At 65.2% G+C, this 13,913-nt stretch carries 14 protein-coding genes; 4 read left to right on the forward strand and 10 right to left on the reverse strand.

Annotated features, from left to right (window positions below; all coding sequences use genetic code 11):
• Positions 1–336: 336 nt before the first annotated feature.
• From AC1RNP_RS05695 to AC1RNP_RS05715, 5 genes are all read right to left on the reverse strand, one after another.
• Positions 337–1,146 (reverse strand): ferredoxin--NADP reductase, encoded by an 810-nt coding sequence (locus tag AC1RNP_RS05695; protein ID WP_493050297.1) that lies wholly within the window; start codon positions 1,144–1,146, stop codon positions 337–339.
• Positions 1,147–1,184: 38 nt separating this feature from the next.
• Entirely contained in the window at positions 1,185–1,577 is a 393-nt protein-coding gene (locus AC1RNP_RS05700) for a LamG domain-containing protein (protein WP_493050298.1), read from the reverse strand.
• Positions 1,578–1,711: 134 nt separating this feature from the next.
• Positions 1,712–2,596 (reverse strand): DUF4097 family beta strand repeat-containing protein, encoded by an 885-nt coding sequence (locus tag AC1RNP_RS05705; RefSeq protein WP_493050299.1) that lies wholly within the window; start codon positions 2,594–2,596, stop codon positions 1,712–1,714.
• Between the two features lie 48 nt (positions 2,597–2,644).
• A complete protein-coding gene (locus tag AC1RNP_RS05710; protein WP_493050300.1) occupies positions 2,645–3,211 on the reverse strand; it encodes a hypothetical protein in 567 nt (188 codons plus the stop codon).
• Positions 3,208–3,792 (reverse strand): RNA polymerase sigma factor, encoded by a 585-nt coding sequence (locus AC1RNP_RS05715; protein WP_493050301.1) that lies wholly within the window; start codon positions 3,790–3,792, stop codon positions 3,208–3,210. Before AC1RNP_RS05715 ends, AC1RNP_RS05710 begins: the two co-directional genes overlap by 4 nt.
• A 139-nt stretch (positions 3,793–3,931) precedes the next feature.
• Between AC1RNP_RS05715 and AC1RNP_RS05720 the strand changes: the two genes are divergently transcribed.
• The gene (locus AC1RNP_RS05720) at positions 3,932–4,489 is read left to right on the forward strand and encodes a DUF488 domain-containing protein (protein WP_493050302.1); all 558 of its coding nucleotides are present in this window, start codon (positions 3,932–3,934) and stop codon (positions 4,487–4,489) included.
• Positions 4,490–4,676: 187 nt separating this feature from the next.
• On the opposite strand, the gene AC1RNP_RS05725 is transcribed toward AC1RNP_RS05720, so the two are convergent.
• Positions 4,677–6,551, reverse strand: coding sequence for an ABC transporter ATP-binding protein (locus AC1RNP_RS05725; protein WP_493050303.1), 1,875 nt, complete (start codon positions 6,549–6,551; stop codon positions 4,677–4,679).
• Positions 6,552–6,715: 164 nt separating this feature from the next.
• On the opposite strand from AC1RNP_RS05725, the gene AC1RNP_RS05730 reads away from it, so the two are divergent.
• Positions 6,716–8,227 carry a fumarate hydratase gene (locus AC1RNP_RS05730; protein WP_493050668.1) on the forward strand — a complete coding sequence of 504 codons (1,512 nt, stop codon included), beginning with the start codon at positions 6,716–6,718 and terminating at the stop codon, positions 8,225–8,227.
• 68 nt (positions 8,228–8,295) lie between these two features.
• Positions 8,296–8,745: a CoA-binding protein gene (locus AC1RNP_RS05735; RefSeq protein ID WP_493050304.1), complete on the forward strand. Its 450-nt coding sequence runs from the start codon at positions 8,296–8,298 to the stop codon at positions 8,743–8,745.
• A gap of 42 nt (positions 8,746–8,787) precedes the next feature.
• Here AC1RNP_RS05735 and AC1RNP_RS05740 read toward each other — a convergent pair whose 3' ends face one another.
• On the reverse strand, positions 8,788–9,672 hold the full coding sequence (locus tag AC1RNP_RS05740) for an N-acyl homoserine lactonase family protein (protein WP_493050305.1): 885 nt from the start codon (positions 9,670–9,672) through the stop codon (positions 8,788–8,790).
• A gap of 122 nt (positions 9,673–9,794) precedes the next feature.
• Between AC1RNP_RS05740 and AC1RNP_RS05745 the strand changes: the two genes are divergently transcribed.
• Positions 9,795–10,133, forward strand: a complete 339-nt coding sequence (locus AC1RNP_RS05745; RefSeq protein WP_493050306.1) for a winged helix-turn-helix transcriptional regulator — start codon at positions 9,795–9,797, stop codon at positions 10,131–10,133.
• Between the two features lie 16 nt (positions 10,134–10,149).
• On the opposite strand, the gene AC1RNP_RS05750 is transcribed toward AC1RNP_RS05745, so the two are convergent.
• From AC1RNP_RS05750 to AC1RNP_RS05760, 3 genes are all read right to left on the reverse strand, one after another.
• Positions 10,150–11,271 (reverse strand): sterol desaturase family protein, encoded by a 1,122-nt coding sequence (locus AC1RNP_RS05750; protein WP_493050307.1) that lies wholly within the window; start codon positions 11,269–11,271, stop codon positions 10,150–10,152.
• 127 nt (positions 11,272–11,398) lie between these two features.
• Positions 11,399–12,550 carry a phospholipase A gene (locus tag AC1RNP_RS05755; protein WP_493050308.1) on the reverse strand — a complete coding sequence of 384 codons (1,152 nt, stop codon included), beginning with the start codon at positions 12,548–12,550 and terminating at the stop codon, positions 11,399–11,401.
• 11 nt (positions 12,551–12,561) lie between these two features.
• Positions 12,562–13,869: a mechanosensitive ion channel domain-containing protein gene (locus AC1RNP_RS05760; protein WP_493050309.1), complete on the reverse strand. Its 1,308-nt coding sequence runs from the start codon at positions 13,867–13,869 to the stop codon at positions 12,562–12,564.
• Between the last annotated feature and the right edge of the window lie 44 nt (positions 13,870–13,913).

The raw sequence follows: 13,913 nt of genomic DNA on the forward strand, positions 1-13,913 counted from the left end.
AGACCCGAAGGGCGGCGGGCAGGACGCCCGCCGTTTTCCGACCGAGCCATGGATGGCGAGTCGGAAAATCCTGGGGCGCTTCCCGTCATGGGATTGCTTTGTCGAGAAAAGCGTTTTTCTTTGGTTCGTTTCTTTTGGCGCTTACCAAAAGAAATGAACTCGCCCCTTCAGGGGCGAAACGCTTTTGCTTTTCGACAGCCGCAGCCAAGAGCAAAGACACTGGATGACCAGCCATCCGGCTGTTGAAAACCCGGCCTTCGCGGGAATGACGAGTAGAAGCAACACTAAATGGGTCCCAGCTTACGATGGGATGACGCCGGAGCCCCAAAAGACGAGTTATTTCTCGACGAACGCCCGCTCGAACACGTACTGCCCCGGCGTCCCGATGCGCGGCGCGGCGGTGAAGCCACGGGCGTCGAGCAGGGCGCGGAAATCGGCCAGCATCTGCGGGCCGCCGCAGATCATGGCGCGGTCGTGTGCGGCGTCGAGCGGCTGCAGGCCGAGGTCTTCCATCATGCGGCCGCTGTCCATGAGATCGGTGAGGCGGCCGCGATGGTCGCGGCCCGCGAAGATGAAATCCTCGCGCGTCACCGCCGGGTAGTAGAGCAGTTTCTGCGCGATCTGCTCGCCGAGCAGTTCGTGCCGCGGCAGTTCGTTGACGATGTAGTCGCGGTAGGCGAGGTCGGCGGCGCTGCGCACGCCATGGCAGAGCACGATGCGCTCGAAGCGTTCGTAGGTCTCCGGGTCCTTGATCACCGACAGCCACGGCGCGAGGCCGGTGCCCGTGCCGAGCAGGTACAGGTTGCGGCCGGGATGCAGGTCGTGGATGAGCAGGGTGCCGGTCGGCTTGCGTCCGATCAGCACGCCGTCGCCGGGGCGGATGTCGCGCAGGCGCGAGGTCAGTGGTCCGTTCGGCACCTTGATGCTGAAGAACTCCAGCTGCTCTTCCCAGTTGGCGCTGGCGATCGAGTACGCGCGCAGCAGCGGGCGGCGCGTGCCGTCCGGTTGCGGGATTTCGAGGCCGATCATCACGAACTGGCCGTTCTCGAAACGGAAACCGTCATCGCGGGTGGTGGTGAAGCTGAAGTAGTCGTCCGTCCAGTGACGGACGTCCAGCACCGTCTCGGTGCCAAACGCAGAGGACATGTGGGGAGCTGTAACGAAGAAACTGCCCCTATTGTACCTTAGGGATGAGAACCGCTCTCATCTTTCCCGGCGACAATGGCTCCGTGCGTCCGCTGGCGGGCCTGGCCGAGCCGCCAGGCCATTCCGGCACGCAGGCTGCGGTAGCGGCAGGCGTTGAAATCGCGGACCACCAGCTGGCGGCCGCCGGCGAAATCGATGCGCAGATCGGACAGGCAGCCGGCGCCGGAGTCCACCCGCAGCGTTTCGGCGTTGCCGCCACCTGGCAGCCCGCCTACCGCGAGCGGCGCCGCCCGCCAGGCGTCGCTGCCGGGCGTGGCGCTGTGAACGGCGCGGATGCGGTCGCGACCGTCGTTGACCAGGGTGAGGTAGCGCGTCGTCGCCGGGGCGGCGGTGGAGCCGACGAGCAGCAGGCAGATCAGGATCGAACGCATGACATCCTCCAGGATGTGCGGACGAGCGGGCCCGACGCGGCGGCCTGCGCCGCGCGGATGGAAGTGTTGCGGGGAGCGAGCGGCGTCCGCCGCTCGCGGGGATCAAACGGTCTGCCGTTTGATCAAGCGTGCCGTCAGTACAGCTCCAGCTTGCCGTTGCCGGAGAAGGTCTGGATGCGGATCTCGCCACCGCCGTCGCCGTAGCGCTGATCGAAATCCGAACCCGGGCCGTATTGCGGGCGGCTGATGCGCGCGCCCGGCGCGCTGAGGTCGCCGCTGAAACTCTTGCCGTTGACGCGGGCCGACAACGATTTTGGCATCACGATCTTGATGTCGCCGCTGGTCGTCTCGGCATTGATCCTGCCGCCTTCGGCCAGATTGCCACGGACCATGATGTTGCCGGAGATGCTGTTGGCGGTCAGCTCGCGCACGCGTTTGTCGCGCGTGTCGATGCTGAGTTCGCCAGAGACGACTTCCCCCTTGATGGAGCCATCGAGACGGCCGCGCAACGAGAGGTCTCCGCTCACCGACTGCACGCAGACATCGGTGCTGTTGAGCGTCGCCACCACATCGCCGCTGACGCTCTGGATGTCGGCGCGGCCCGGTGCCCCGACGACGGCGATATCGCCGCTCACGCTGTCGATATCGAGCTTCGCGCCGGCGGTGCCGGTGACGTCGATGTCGGCCGAGACGCCCTCGATGGACAGGCTGGCCAGGGTCGGCACCTGCAGGATCAGGGTCGTGGATTCGGTATTGCTGCTGTTGCGCGGATATTTGACCCTGACGTCTAGCTGGCGGCTGTCGCCTTCGATCTCGAACCGTTCCACGCCGTTGCCGAGGCTGCCGCCGATGTGGACCTGCGGCTTGTCCCACACACGCACTTCGATGCGGCCACTGATGTTCTTGACGTTGACCGTGCCGCGCGCATCGAGCGGGCGGGTTTCGTCGATGGGTTTCGCGGCCGAGGCGGGAAATGCGAGGCCGATCAGCAGGGACAGCGCGAGGATTTGCAGTTTCATGAAGTACTCCGGAGGGTCCTGATCAGCCAATGGGGGCAGCCAATGCGTTCAGCTCATGGCGAAGCGCTGGGTGAGCGCGAGCCGTTGCGTGTAAAGCTTCTGCAGTTGCCTGAGAAGGAAGCGGGAATCGGGATCGCGCGTCAGCGCGTCGCGCACTTGCTCGACGCCCATGTCCAGTACGCGCAAGGCGTCGGCGTGCGCGGTGACGGGACGCCCGTGGGCGTCGATCTCGCGCAGCGCTGTCTGGTATTGCCGGGTCATCGCGGCGGCTTCGCGGGAAATCGTGTTCGCGGCGACATCGTTGGAACCGGCAGGTACCGGTGCGGTGACCGGAGTCGGGCGCAACTGCCAGGCCAGCGCGAAGGCGAGCCCGATCGAAGCGGCCATCGCCATCCAGCGCAGGCGGCGCGAAGGCCGGGGCAGGGCGTGCGTCGGCGCGGGCTGCGCGATCTCCGGCCCGGTGGCGATGCGCTCGGCGATGCCGGCCCACAGGTCGCGCTGCGGCGTGACGTCTTCGCGCAGGCCGCGCAATTGCCAGCGCAGGGCATCGGGCATCTCGTCGACGTTGTCGTTCGAGCGCTCTTGATCATTGGGAATCACATCGTTCGGGGTCATGCTTCACCTCCAAGCCGCGCACGCAGCAATGAGCGCGCGCGGTGCAACTGTGCCTTCGAACTGCCGACGGCCATGCTCAGTTCGACGGCGATTTCCTCGTGCTTCCATCCTTCCACATCGTGCAGCACCAGCACGGCGCGTGCTCGTGGCGGCAGCGTGGCGACCACGCGCTCCAGGTCGGTCGACAGCGCCGTGGTGTGGCCGGCCGAATCGATGCTGCCGACGCTGTCGTAGTCGTCATCCGCATCCATCAGCGGCTGGCCGCGCCGTGAGCGCAGTTCCATCAGCGCCGTGTTCACGGCCAGCCGGTACAGCCAGGTGCCGAAGGCGCTTTCGAAACGGTATGACGGCAGCGCTTGCCAGGCCCGCACGAAGGCATCCTGGGTCAGGTCCTCGGCGCGGCCGTGCTGGCCGCCGACCAGCCGCAGGATCACGCCGTGCACCCGGCTGGCATGCCGCCGGTACAGGGCTTCGAAGGCCCCCATGTCCCCGCCGCGCGCCACGCGGACCAGGGCGGCGTCGGCATCCTCGGCAGGCGCGTCCAGCGAAATCGCGGGCATGGGTTCGGTCATCGCGGCCATCAACATGATCAATCGGATGCTACGGGGCGGGGAAAGGTTTAAAACAGTGCCGAACGGGCCGAAGACCGCGCGCAGGCGACACGTATCGTGACGGCCGAAAATCACGTTCTCATCCCGCGAGAGCCTCCGGGATTAGGCTATGGCCATGCCCACGGGAACGCTCTGGACCATCGGCCACTCCACCCGCGACTGGCCCGTTTTCGTCGACATGCTGCGGGATGCCGGCATCGCGACGCTGGCCGACGTGCGCCGTTTCGCGGGCTCGCGCCGCAATCCGCAATACGCGGGGGCGGCCATGGCGCAGGCCCTGCGCGAGGCCGGGATCGAGTACGTGGCGATGCCGGAACTGGGCGGACGGCGCGAGCCGGCGGCGGATTCCGCCAATGACGCCTGGCGTGTCGCCGCTTTTCGCGGTTACGCCGACTACATGGCGACGCCCGAGTTTGCCAGCGCGCGCGAACGCTTGATGAAGATTGCCACGCGTTCCCGCTGCGCGGTGATGTGCGCCGAAGCGTTGTGGTGGCGCTGTCATCGACGGCTGATCGCGGATGATTTCACCGTGCGCGGCTGGGAAGTCGTGCACCTGCTGGCGCCTGGGGACACTCAACCACATGCCTTGCATGAAAATGCGCGCCTGATCGACGGCGTGCTGCGTTATCCGGGCGCAGCGGCGGCGCAGAAAGGATTGTTCGACTAGGGCATTTTTGATTCAAGTCCACACGACCACATGCTCGTCATCCCGGCGAAAGCCGGGATCCAGCCTTTCGATCCGCGCGCAGTCTTTTGCGGGATAAAGCTGGATCCCGGCTTTCGCCGGGATGACGAGCGTTGTAAGCATTTGAATCGAAGCTGCTCTGCTCCAGCCATGCAGACAGAAAAATCGATCAGCGATAACCCGCGGCCTGCAACTCGAACAACTCGGCATAGCGCCCGCCCTGGGCGATCAGCTCGGCATGCGTGCCGCTGGCCTCGATGCGCCCCTGTTCCAGCACCAGGATGCGATCGGCCATGCGCACACTGGAAAACCGGTGCGAGATCAGCACGGCGGTCTTGTCGTCCGAGAGTTCCTTGAAGCGCTGGAACACTTCGAATTCGCTGCGCGCGTCGAGCGCGGCGGTGGGTTCGTCGAGGATCAGCAGTTGCGCATCGCGCATGTAGGCGCGGGCGATGGCGATCTTCTGCCATTCGCCGCCGGACAGGTCCACACCGTCCTTGAACAGCTTGCCGAGCATCTGGTCGTAGCCGCCGGGCAGGCGTTCGATCACCTCGTCGGCGACGCTGCGCCGTGCCGCCTCGCGAATGCGCGGCTCGTCCTCGCGCGCGTCGATACTGCCGACGGCGATGTTGTCGGAGGCGGTGAGGAAGTAGCGCACGAAATCCTGGAAGATCACGCCGATGTTGGCGCGCAGTTCGTCCAGGTCGTATTCGTCGAGCGGATGGCCGTCGAGCAGGATGCGGCCTTCGTCCGGGTCGTACAGGCGTGCCAGCAGTTTCACCAGCGTGGTCTTGCCGGCGCCGTTCTCGCCGACCAGGGCCAGCACCTCGCCGGCGTGCAGGGTGAAATCGAGATGGCGCACCGCCCAGCGCTGCGCGCCGGGGTAGCGGAAACCCACGTTCTCGAAACGGAGACCTTCCCGGATCGGTTTCGGGAATGGCCGCGGCTGTGCCGGCGAGAAAATTTCCGGCCGGATGCGGAAGAACGAGAACAGGTCGTCGAGATACAACGCTTGCCCGGCCACTTGCGAGAATCCGGTCAGCAGGTTTTCCAGTAGGCCGCGCAGGCGGCGGAACGAGGCCGACAGGAAGGTCAGGTCGCCGATGCTGAATTCCCCGCGCACCGTGCGCCAGGCGATGAAGCCGTAGGCGGCGTAGTAACCGAGCGTGCCGATGGTGGTGAACAGGCCGCCCCAGCCGGCACGGCGCAGCGCGACGCTGCGATTCGCGCGATAGATCAACCATGACAGCGTGTGGAAGCGCTCGATCAGGAAGCGGTTCAACCCGAAACTCTTCACCTCCTTGGCGGAGGTGGCGCTGGCGCCGAGCATGCGCACGTAATCCAGCTCGCGGCGTTCCGGTGTGGAATGGAAGTTCACCGCGTAGCTCTGCGCGTTGAAGTGCATCTCGCCGATGAAGGCCGGCAGCAGCGCGATCAGCAGCAGCACGATCAGCCAGGGCGCGTACACCAACAGGCCGACGACGAAACTCAGGATGGTGACGATGTCCTGCGCCTGGCCCAGTAATTGCGACAGCAGCGGGCTGCGCCCGGCGATCTGGCGGCGCGCGCGGTCGAGCTTGTCCTGCAGGTCGGCGTCCTCGAAATCCTCCAGGTCGAGCGAGGCCGCATGTTCCATCAGCCGCACGCTGGTGCTGTTGGAGTACAGCTCCGACAGCAGCGAATCGACCAGGCCGACCACGCGGCCGAGCAGGTCGGAGCCGATCGCCAGGGCGAATTCCAGCGCCAGCAGCCCGAGCAGGTGGTCGAGCGTGCCGGCGTGCCACATCTCCGCCAGCGATGCCTTGGCCGGGCCCAGCGCCACCAGGCGCACGGCCTCGTCCACGATCAGCTTGCCGACGTACAGCGTCGCCACCGGGAGCAGGGCGCGCACCAGGCGCAGGCTGATGCTGGAGAGCGTGAGCGTGCGGCTGGTCTCCCAGATGCTGCGCAGGAACGGCGGCAGGTTGCGCAAGGCCTTGAAGCGCTGGCGGAGATTCAACTTCGGCGGCTCATGGCTGCGCATGCGCCAGTAGGGGCTCGACATTCGCGACTTTCGGGCAGGCGGGGCCGGAAGCATGCCACGCAGCGGCGGGAGGTGGCGTTCCGTGCCGCTGCGCCGGCGCTTCGCGCGGTAAAATGTGGGTCCCCCCGCAAGCTTCCGAGCCAGCCTTGACCACGATCCGCCCAGCCGTCTTCAAGCCAGCCGTCATCAAACAAGACGATCTGATCCAGAGCGTCGCCGACGCCCTGCAGTACATCAGCTACTACCACCCGGTCGACTACATCAAGAACCTCGCCGCCGCCTACGAGCGCGAGCAGTCACCCGCGGCCAAGGACGCGATGGCGCAGATCCTGATCAATTCGCGCATGTGCGCCGAAGGCCATCGCCCGATCTGCCAGGACACCGGCATCGTCACCGTGTTCCTGAAGATCGGCATGGACGTGCGCTGGGACGGCGCGACGATGGGCGTTGAAGAGATGGTCAACGAGGGCGTGCGCCGCGCCTATCTGCATCCGGACAACAAGCTGCGCGCCAGCGTGCTGCGCGATCCGGTCGGCGGCCGCAAGAACACTGGCGACAATACGCCGGCGGTGGTCAATATTTCAGTGGTGCCCGGCAACACGGTCGATGTGATCGTCGCGGCCAAGGGCGGCGGTTCCGAGGCGAAGTCGAAGTTCGCGATGCTCAATCCGTCGGACTCCGTCGTCGATTGGGTGCTGAAAACCGTGCCGACCATGGGCGCTGGCTGGTGTCCGCCCGGCATGCTCGGCATCGGCATCGGCGGTACCGCCGAAAAGGCGATGCTGCTGGCGAAGGAAGCGCTGATGGAGCCGATCGACATCGTCGACCTGCAGTCGCGCGGGCCGTCGAACCGGCTGGAGGAACTGCGCCTGGAGTTGTACGAGAAGGTCAATGCGCTCGGTATCGGCGCGCAGGGCCTGGGCGGCCTGACCACCGTGCTCGACATCAAGATCAAGGATTATCCGACCCACGCCGCCAATCTGCCGGTGGCGATGATTCCCAACTGCGCCGCCACACGCCACGCGCACTTCGTGCTCGACGGCAGCGGACCGGTGATGCTCGATCCGCCTTCGCTCGAGGACTGGCCGAAGCTGACCTACGACGCCTCGAAGGGCCGCCGTGTGAATCTGGACACGGTGACGCGTGAGGAAGTCGCCTCGTGGAAGCCGGGCGAGGTGCTGCTGCTCAACGGCAAGCTGCTCACCGGTCGCGACGCCGCGCACAAGCGCATGGTCGACATGCTCAACAAGGGCGAGGCGCTGCCGGTCGATTTCAAAGGCCGCTTCATCTACTACGTCGGCCCGGTTGATCCGGTGCGTGACGAGGCGGTCGGTCCGGCCGGCCCGACCACGGCCACGCGCATGGACAAGTTCACCGAGCAGGTGCTCAGCCAGACCGGCCTGCTCGGCATGGTCGGCAAGGCCGAACGCGGGCCGACGGCGATCGAGGCGATCCGCAAACACCAATCGGTGTACCTGATGGCCGTGGGCGGCGCCGCCTATCTGGTGTCGAAGGCGATCAAGGCCGCGCGCGTGCTCGCTTTCGAGGATCTCGGCATGGAGGCGATCTACGAATTCACCGTGCAGGACATGCCGGTGACCGTCGCCGTGGATTCGAGCGGCGAATCGGTGCATCGCACCGGTCCGCGCGAGTGGCAGGCACGGATCGGCAAGATTCCCGTGGTGGAGATTGCCTGATGAAAGCCGGTTTGATGAAAGCCTGATCGATGAAAGCGGCCTGGTGAAAATTGCTTGATGGAGGCGGCGTGATCTTCAAGTGCGGCAAGTTGTTGACCGATCATCGCGATTTCGATCGCGTCATCGGTGCGCTGCGCCGCATTGCGGTGCTGGGCATCAAGCCCGAGGAGCGTGCCGACCGGCCCGCGCATATCGTGCCTTCTTATCTGCGCCGCGTCGGCTACGAGATCCTGCCGGTGCCGGTGTACTACCCGGACGTCGAGCGCATCTTCGACAGGCCGGTGTACCGCAGCGTGGCGGCCATTCCCGGCCGCGTCGATCTGGTGAACGTGTTCCGCAAGCCAGAGGATCTGTCGGCGCACCTGGATGATCTGGTCAAGGCACGGCCGCGCGTCGTGTGGATGCAGACCGGCATCCGCAATGATGCCTTCGCCGAGAAGCTGATCGCCGCCGGGATCGACGTGGTGCAGGATCAGTGCCTCATGGTCGAGGATCGGCGCTGGCGCAGTTCGCGCTGATGTCGTCATTCCCGCGTCCGCGGGAATGACGGATGACACATCTCAGTCGAGATAAGCAGGGAATTTCGGCAACGCCGCGAAATCTTCCGGCGAGTGCTGGATGACTAGTCGTGCATGACGATCGGTCAGCAGCTTCTCGATGCGATCGAACGACGCCAGCGTCTCGGCGCGGCTGTAGTTGTACGGCGGCACCAGATGCTTCGCATGATTGAGATGGGTGTGGTACAGGTCGCCGGACAGGATCACGGTGCCCGCGTTCGCCAGTTGCAGCATCAGCGCGGCATGGCCGGCCGTGTGCCCCGGAGCGCGCAGGATGCGCACGCTGCCATCGCCGAAGACGTCGTGGTCGCTGTCATTCAGCCACTCCACCTTGGCGTCGCGGTAGCCGGAGAACGCTGCGGGAACGACGCCACCTGGCGTGGGATCGGCGGTGGCCCAGGCCACTTCCGCGCGATTCAAGAGCCAGGTCGAATGCTTGAACAGGTGCGAGTTGCCGACGTGGTCGAGATGCAGGTGTGAGATGCCGAGGAACTCGATGTCGTCCGGCGTCAGCTTCAGTTCGCTCAGCTGGGAGGTCAGCGTGGTCTTGACCGTGGCCTTGATGCCGAGCGGGGCATAGAGGGCATCGAGTTTTGGGCCGGCCAGATCATCGCCAAGGCCGGTGTCCCAGATCAGATCGCCTTTCGGATGCCGGATCAGGAAGCAGGGAACGGCCATCTCGCCGGGCTGGCCGTCGAACTCGCCGGTGTCGGAGAACATTGCCATGTCCCGGAAGGACAGATGGCCGCAGTCGATCGCGTAGAGGCGCACGGAAGGGACGGGCGGCGATCCTGATTCGGCACCGAAGGCGGTTGTCGCCACCGAGCCGGCAAGGAACAGCAGGGACGCCGCAAGGCGGCGCCAGGGGGAAGCGGAAGAGCGGAGCATGGAAATCCCGAATAACGACGGTATTCGTCGAGGGGGGGATGTTAGGCTTGCCCCCGATGTGCGCAAGTACGCACTTTTTTTGTATGTAGTATCAAAAAGTATACCTGCCCGGATTCCGCCTCATGCTCCCACCCAGCGCTCCTGATGGAAGAAAGCACTGCGCCGTCGAAGCGGCGATGGACATCATCAACGGCAAATGGAAGGTGATGATCCTCTACCACCTCATGCTCACCGGGATGCAGCGCTTCAACGGACTCAAGCGACGCCTGCCCGGCGTGACGCAGCGGATGCTGACCAAGCAACTGCGCGAACTGGAAGAGGAAGGTTTGATCACCCGCACGGTCTACGCCGAAGTGCCGCCACGCGTGGAATACAGGCTCACGCCGGACGGCGAGGAACTGCGTCCGGCGATCGAGGCGTTGCGCGAGTGGGGCATCCGCCGGGGATTGGACGGCGGTTGAGGGGCTCTGCGTGCCGTCAGGCCACGTAGTCGTCGTAGGTCTTCCGCTTCAGGAATGGCATCAGATGCTGCTTCACGATGCCATGAGGCACGGTTTCCAGCTTCATCACGCCGTATTCCTGCGGCCAGGCGCTCTGGTCGCGTGGCAGCTTGAACGTGCCCATCAGCATGTCCACCAGCGGCAGATGGATGGCGTAGTTCACGTCGATGTATTCGTACTGCCGCGCGTGGTGCCAGTGGTGATAGCGCGGCAGCACGATCAGATATTCCAGCCAGCCAAAGCGGATGCCGAGATTGGCATGCGCGAGCACCGCCTGCAGTCCGACCAGGATCACGTAGGCGTTCACCGCAGAGGCCGAGAAGCCGAGGATCAGCAACGGCAACAGCACGGCGCTGCGCGTGAGCACGATCTCGACGAAGTGGATGCGCGAGCCGGCCAGCCAGTCCATTTCCCGGCTGGAATGATGTACGGCATGGAAGCGCCAGAGCCAGGGAATGTTGTGGTAGGCGCGGTGCAGCAGCGCCTGCGCCATGTCGGCGACGAAGACGGCGATCAGGAATTGTGCCCAGACCGGCAGTGACTGGATCGCCGCTTTCAGGCCGGGGAAAGCGGCCAGTCCGGCGATGGTGGAAGTGGACGCGGTCACCAGGATGAGGATGAACTGCACCAGCACATGGCTCATGAAGAAGTAGGCCACGTCGGTACGCCAGCCCGGCCGCAGCGGCGAGATCGCGCGCTGGCCCAAAAAACGTTCCAGCGGCACGAACACCAGCGCCGAGAAGAACAGCGAGATCACGAACCAGTCCAGCCCGAGCGAATAGGGCGTCTCGCCGATGGCGTCGAACTGCACGTTCGTGCCGCCCAGCAATACGGCCAGCGTCGCGCCGCCGACGCCGATCAGGGCGATGCGCTTGTTGCGGTCACGCAGGATCGCCAATGTGCCGAGGATGAAAGCCGCGACCAGACCCACCAGCAGCAGATGGCGCGCGAAGGTCTCGTTGTAGACGGCGCGGAATTCCTTGCTCGTCAGTAGTTCGGGGAAGTGGAAACACAGCACCGCCAACAGGCTCAACAGGCCGAGCAGGGCGGAGGCGTAGGCGAAGAAGGAGCGGTGCTTGCGAGGCGTGGCTGACGTCATTGTCTGCGGGTGTCGGACCGCCGGAACGGCGGCGGCGACAGCATAGCCGAACGGCGGCGTTTCACGCGGCATTGTTCCGTGGAGAGCGAGCCCGTGGAGAGCCAGGCCGTCGAGAGCCTGCCCGCCGTCAGTACCACTCCATCAGCGACACGCCCAGGCCGATGTAGGTGGCCCGGTGGTTGTAGTCGATCAGGCTCTCGCCGTAGCCGTCGAAGATCTGCAGATGGCCGCGCAGCTGGTTGTGGATCGGGAATCCCCAGTCGAACTGCAGCGCGCCATGCGAGCGGTCGCCGCCACGGAACGAGTGCCGCCCCATCAGCGACAGCTGGTGCTGTCCGATGGTGTGGACGATGGTGATGTCGCCGCGGCCCATGTAATCGGAGATGTCCGGGTTGTCGTCGTCCTTGCGCTCCTCCGAAACACGGATCCAGGGCCGCGCCATGATCGCCCAGTTCTCGCGATCGAAGCCGAAGTTGAACATGATCCGGTTCCAGCTGCGCGAAAGCGGATCGGCGCGGCCGTTGGACTGATGGTTCAGGCCGATCGCGCTCATGCGCCCCTTCCAGCCGCCGATGCTGTAGTTGTTGCGGAACACCAGCAGCACTTCCGGCTCGTAGTTGGTCTCGCGGAACGGGCGCGATTCCTCGGCGTTGTAGACCTGCCAGCGCGAGCTCTGTGTATAGCCCATCCACAGATCGCCGTTGTCGCCGAACAGATTCTCCAGCGCCTTGGTCTTGAAGCTGAGCTGGAATTTCGTCTCGTAGGCGTCGAGGTTCTGCGTCGTGGTGACGGTGTTCAGCGGATTGGGCGAATGCGGCCTCTCGTTCTGGTTGCTGCTCCAGAACACAGGGAACAGATACACCGGCTTGTAGGCGCGGAAGTTGAAGGTGCCGAGCTTCGAGTCCTTCGCCAGTTCCCAGCGGCTGTCGAGCAGCGAGCCCTTGCCCGCGTTGGCGAGGGCCTGCTCTTCGGAGGCATTCTCTTGCGGCTCCGAGGTGTACAGGTCGCTGAAGGCACGCTTGGCGCGTTCGCCTTTCGACAAGGCGGTGCGCTCCGCATCACTGGCCGCTTCGCGTTGCTGCTTCGCGGCTTCGGCGGCGGCATCGGCCTGGGCCGGGCTCAGTGTCTTGCGTCCGGTCGCGGCGTCGTAGCAGGCCAGGCGTGTGGCGTCGTTCTCGATCGCCGTGCATGCGTTCACGTCACCGGCGGCCGGTGCCGTCTGCGCGAACGCGCAGGTGCCGGACAGGGACAGACTGGTCAGAAGGAGAGGGGTGGTCATCCTGGCGCGGTTCATGCGGGGGGATCTCCGGTTTCGAGCATGTTGCGGCCCTGGTCGGCGCGTTGCGCGGCGGCCAGCTGGCTGTCGATATCGGTGTTGACCGAGGTGTCGATGTTCTTGTCGTGCATCGGTTCCAGGGGCGTGGGGGCCTGATCTTCCTGTCCGCGATCACGCGAGGTGACGACGTGATAGACCGTGCGCGGAGATTCGATGCCGGCATGCGCGTAGGCCGCCTTCACCGCGCGGATCGCTTCACTGCGCACCTTGCCGAGATCGCTCGCACGCTGATCGACCCAGCCGTAATAGCGCAGGCCGATGCCGCCGGGCGTGTAGTCGACCACCACCCAGGACGGCGCGGGATCGGTGAGCACGCCCTCGACCTTCGCCAGCGCTTCGATGCCCAGCACCTGCGCGTCGCGGATCGATTGGGCGCCATCGATGGTGATCACGAACTCGAAGCGGCGGTTGGGATTCTGGGAGTAGTTCAGCAGCACCGATTTGAACACCAGCGCGTTCGGCAGGCGCAGTTCGTTGCCATCCAGCGTCATCAGCAGCGTCGTGCGCGAGGTCAGCGCCACGACCTTGCCTTCGTAGTTGTCGATCTTGACGTGCTCGCCCGGCGAGAACGGCCGCCGCACGCTCAGCAGCACGCCGGCGATGTAGTTCTCGGCGATGTCCTTGAAGGCGAAACCAAGCGCCAGGCCGACGACGCCCGCCGATCCCAGCACCGCGCCGACGAGCGAGGTCGCGCCCAGCAGATCGAGCGCGAGCAGCACGCCGATCAGCACGATCAGCGTCTGCACAGTGCGGCGCACCAAGTTGTCCATGTAGGGATTCTTGCTGCGCAGCCGCAACCAGTGCAGGTGACGCGCAAGGAAGCCGCCCAGCCAGACCGCCAACAGGACGATCAGCACGGCGAAGAACAGCAGCGGGAGCAGCGCAAGCAGCTTGAACAGCTTGCCCGTCACCTGCTCGTAGGCGATGTTGAAGCGGTTGCGGAGATTGCTGTCGAGCGCGATCGCGTTGTTGACCGACGTCACGCCGGGCACCGCGGTGGCGATGTCGGCGGCCTGTTTCCGCTGCTCGAATTCGAGCACGGTGCCGCCGAGTTGCACCACGCCGCCTTCCACGCTCGCGGTGACATTTTTCAGGCCTTCCACCGAGGCCAGCTTGGCTTTCACGCTCTTGCCGATCTTCGTATCGGTGGCGACAGCGGGGTTGACGGTCGCGGGATTGGCGGCCATGGCGGGCAATGCTGCCGCCAGCGACATGAGGGAGACCAGCAGGGCGGGGAGCAGATGTTTGCGGAGCAAGCTCATCGGGTGATGCGGATGGGACGGAGCAAAAGGAGGCGCCAGTCTAC

It is taken from the genome of Luteimonas sp. GW821-FHT14E02 (assembly GCF_058803905.1).

Bases quoted from the DNA above. Each gene is read 5' to 3' on its own strand.
- AC1RNP_RS05740 (WP_493050305.1), bottom strand. From the start codon at position 9,672: ATGCTCCGCTCTTCCGCTTCCCCCTGGCGCCGCCTTGCGGCGTCCCTG.
- AC1RNP_RS05725 (WP_493050303.1), bottom strand. From the start codon at position 6,551: ATGTCGAGCCCCTACTGGCGCATGCGCAGCCATGAGCCGCCGAAGTTG.
- AC1RNP_RS05700 (WP_493050298.1), bottom strand. From the start codon at position 1,577: ATGCGTTCGATCCTGATCTGCCTGCTGCTCGTCGGCTCCACCGCCGCC.
- AC1RNP_RS05745 (WP_493050306.1), top strand. From the start codon at position 9,795: ATGCTCCCACCCAGCGCTCCTGATGGAAGAAAGCACTGCGCCGTCGAA.
- AC1RNP_RS05760 (WP_493050309.1), bottom strand. From the start codon at position 13,869: ATGAGCTTGCTCCGCAAACATCTGCTCCCCGCCCTGCTGGTCTCCCTC.
- AC1RNP_RS05705 (WP_493050299.1), bottom strand. From the start codon at position 2,596: ATGAAACTGCAAATCCTCGCGCTGTCCCTGCTGATCGGCCTCGCATTT.
- AC1RNP_RS05750 (WP_493050307.1), bottom strand. From the start codon at position 11,271: ATGACGTCAGCCACGCCTCGCAAGCACCGCTCCTTCTTCGCCTACGCC.
- AC1RNP_RS05755 (WP_493050308.1), bottom strand. From the start codon at position 12,550: ATGACCACCCCTCTCCTTCTGACCAGTCTGTCCCTGTCCGGCACCTGC.
- AC1RNP_RS05710 (WP_493050300.1), bottom strand. From the start codon at position 3,211: ATGACCCCGAACGATGTGATTCCCAATGATCAAGAGCGCTCGAACGAC.
- AC1RNP_RS05715 (WP_493050301.1), bottom strand. From the start codon at position 3,792: ATGGCCGCGATGACCGAACCCATGCCCGCGATTTCGCTGGACGCGCCT.
- AC1RNP_RS05720 (WP_493050302.1), top strand. From the start codon at position 3,932: ATGGCCATGCCCACGGGAACGCTCTGGACCATCGGCCACTCCACCCGC.
- AC1RNP_RS05695 (WP_493050297.1), bottom strand. From the start codon at position 1,146: ATGTCCTCTGCGTTTGGCACCGAGACGGTGCTGGACGTCCGTCACTGG.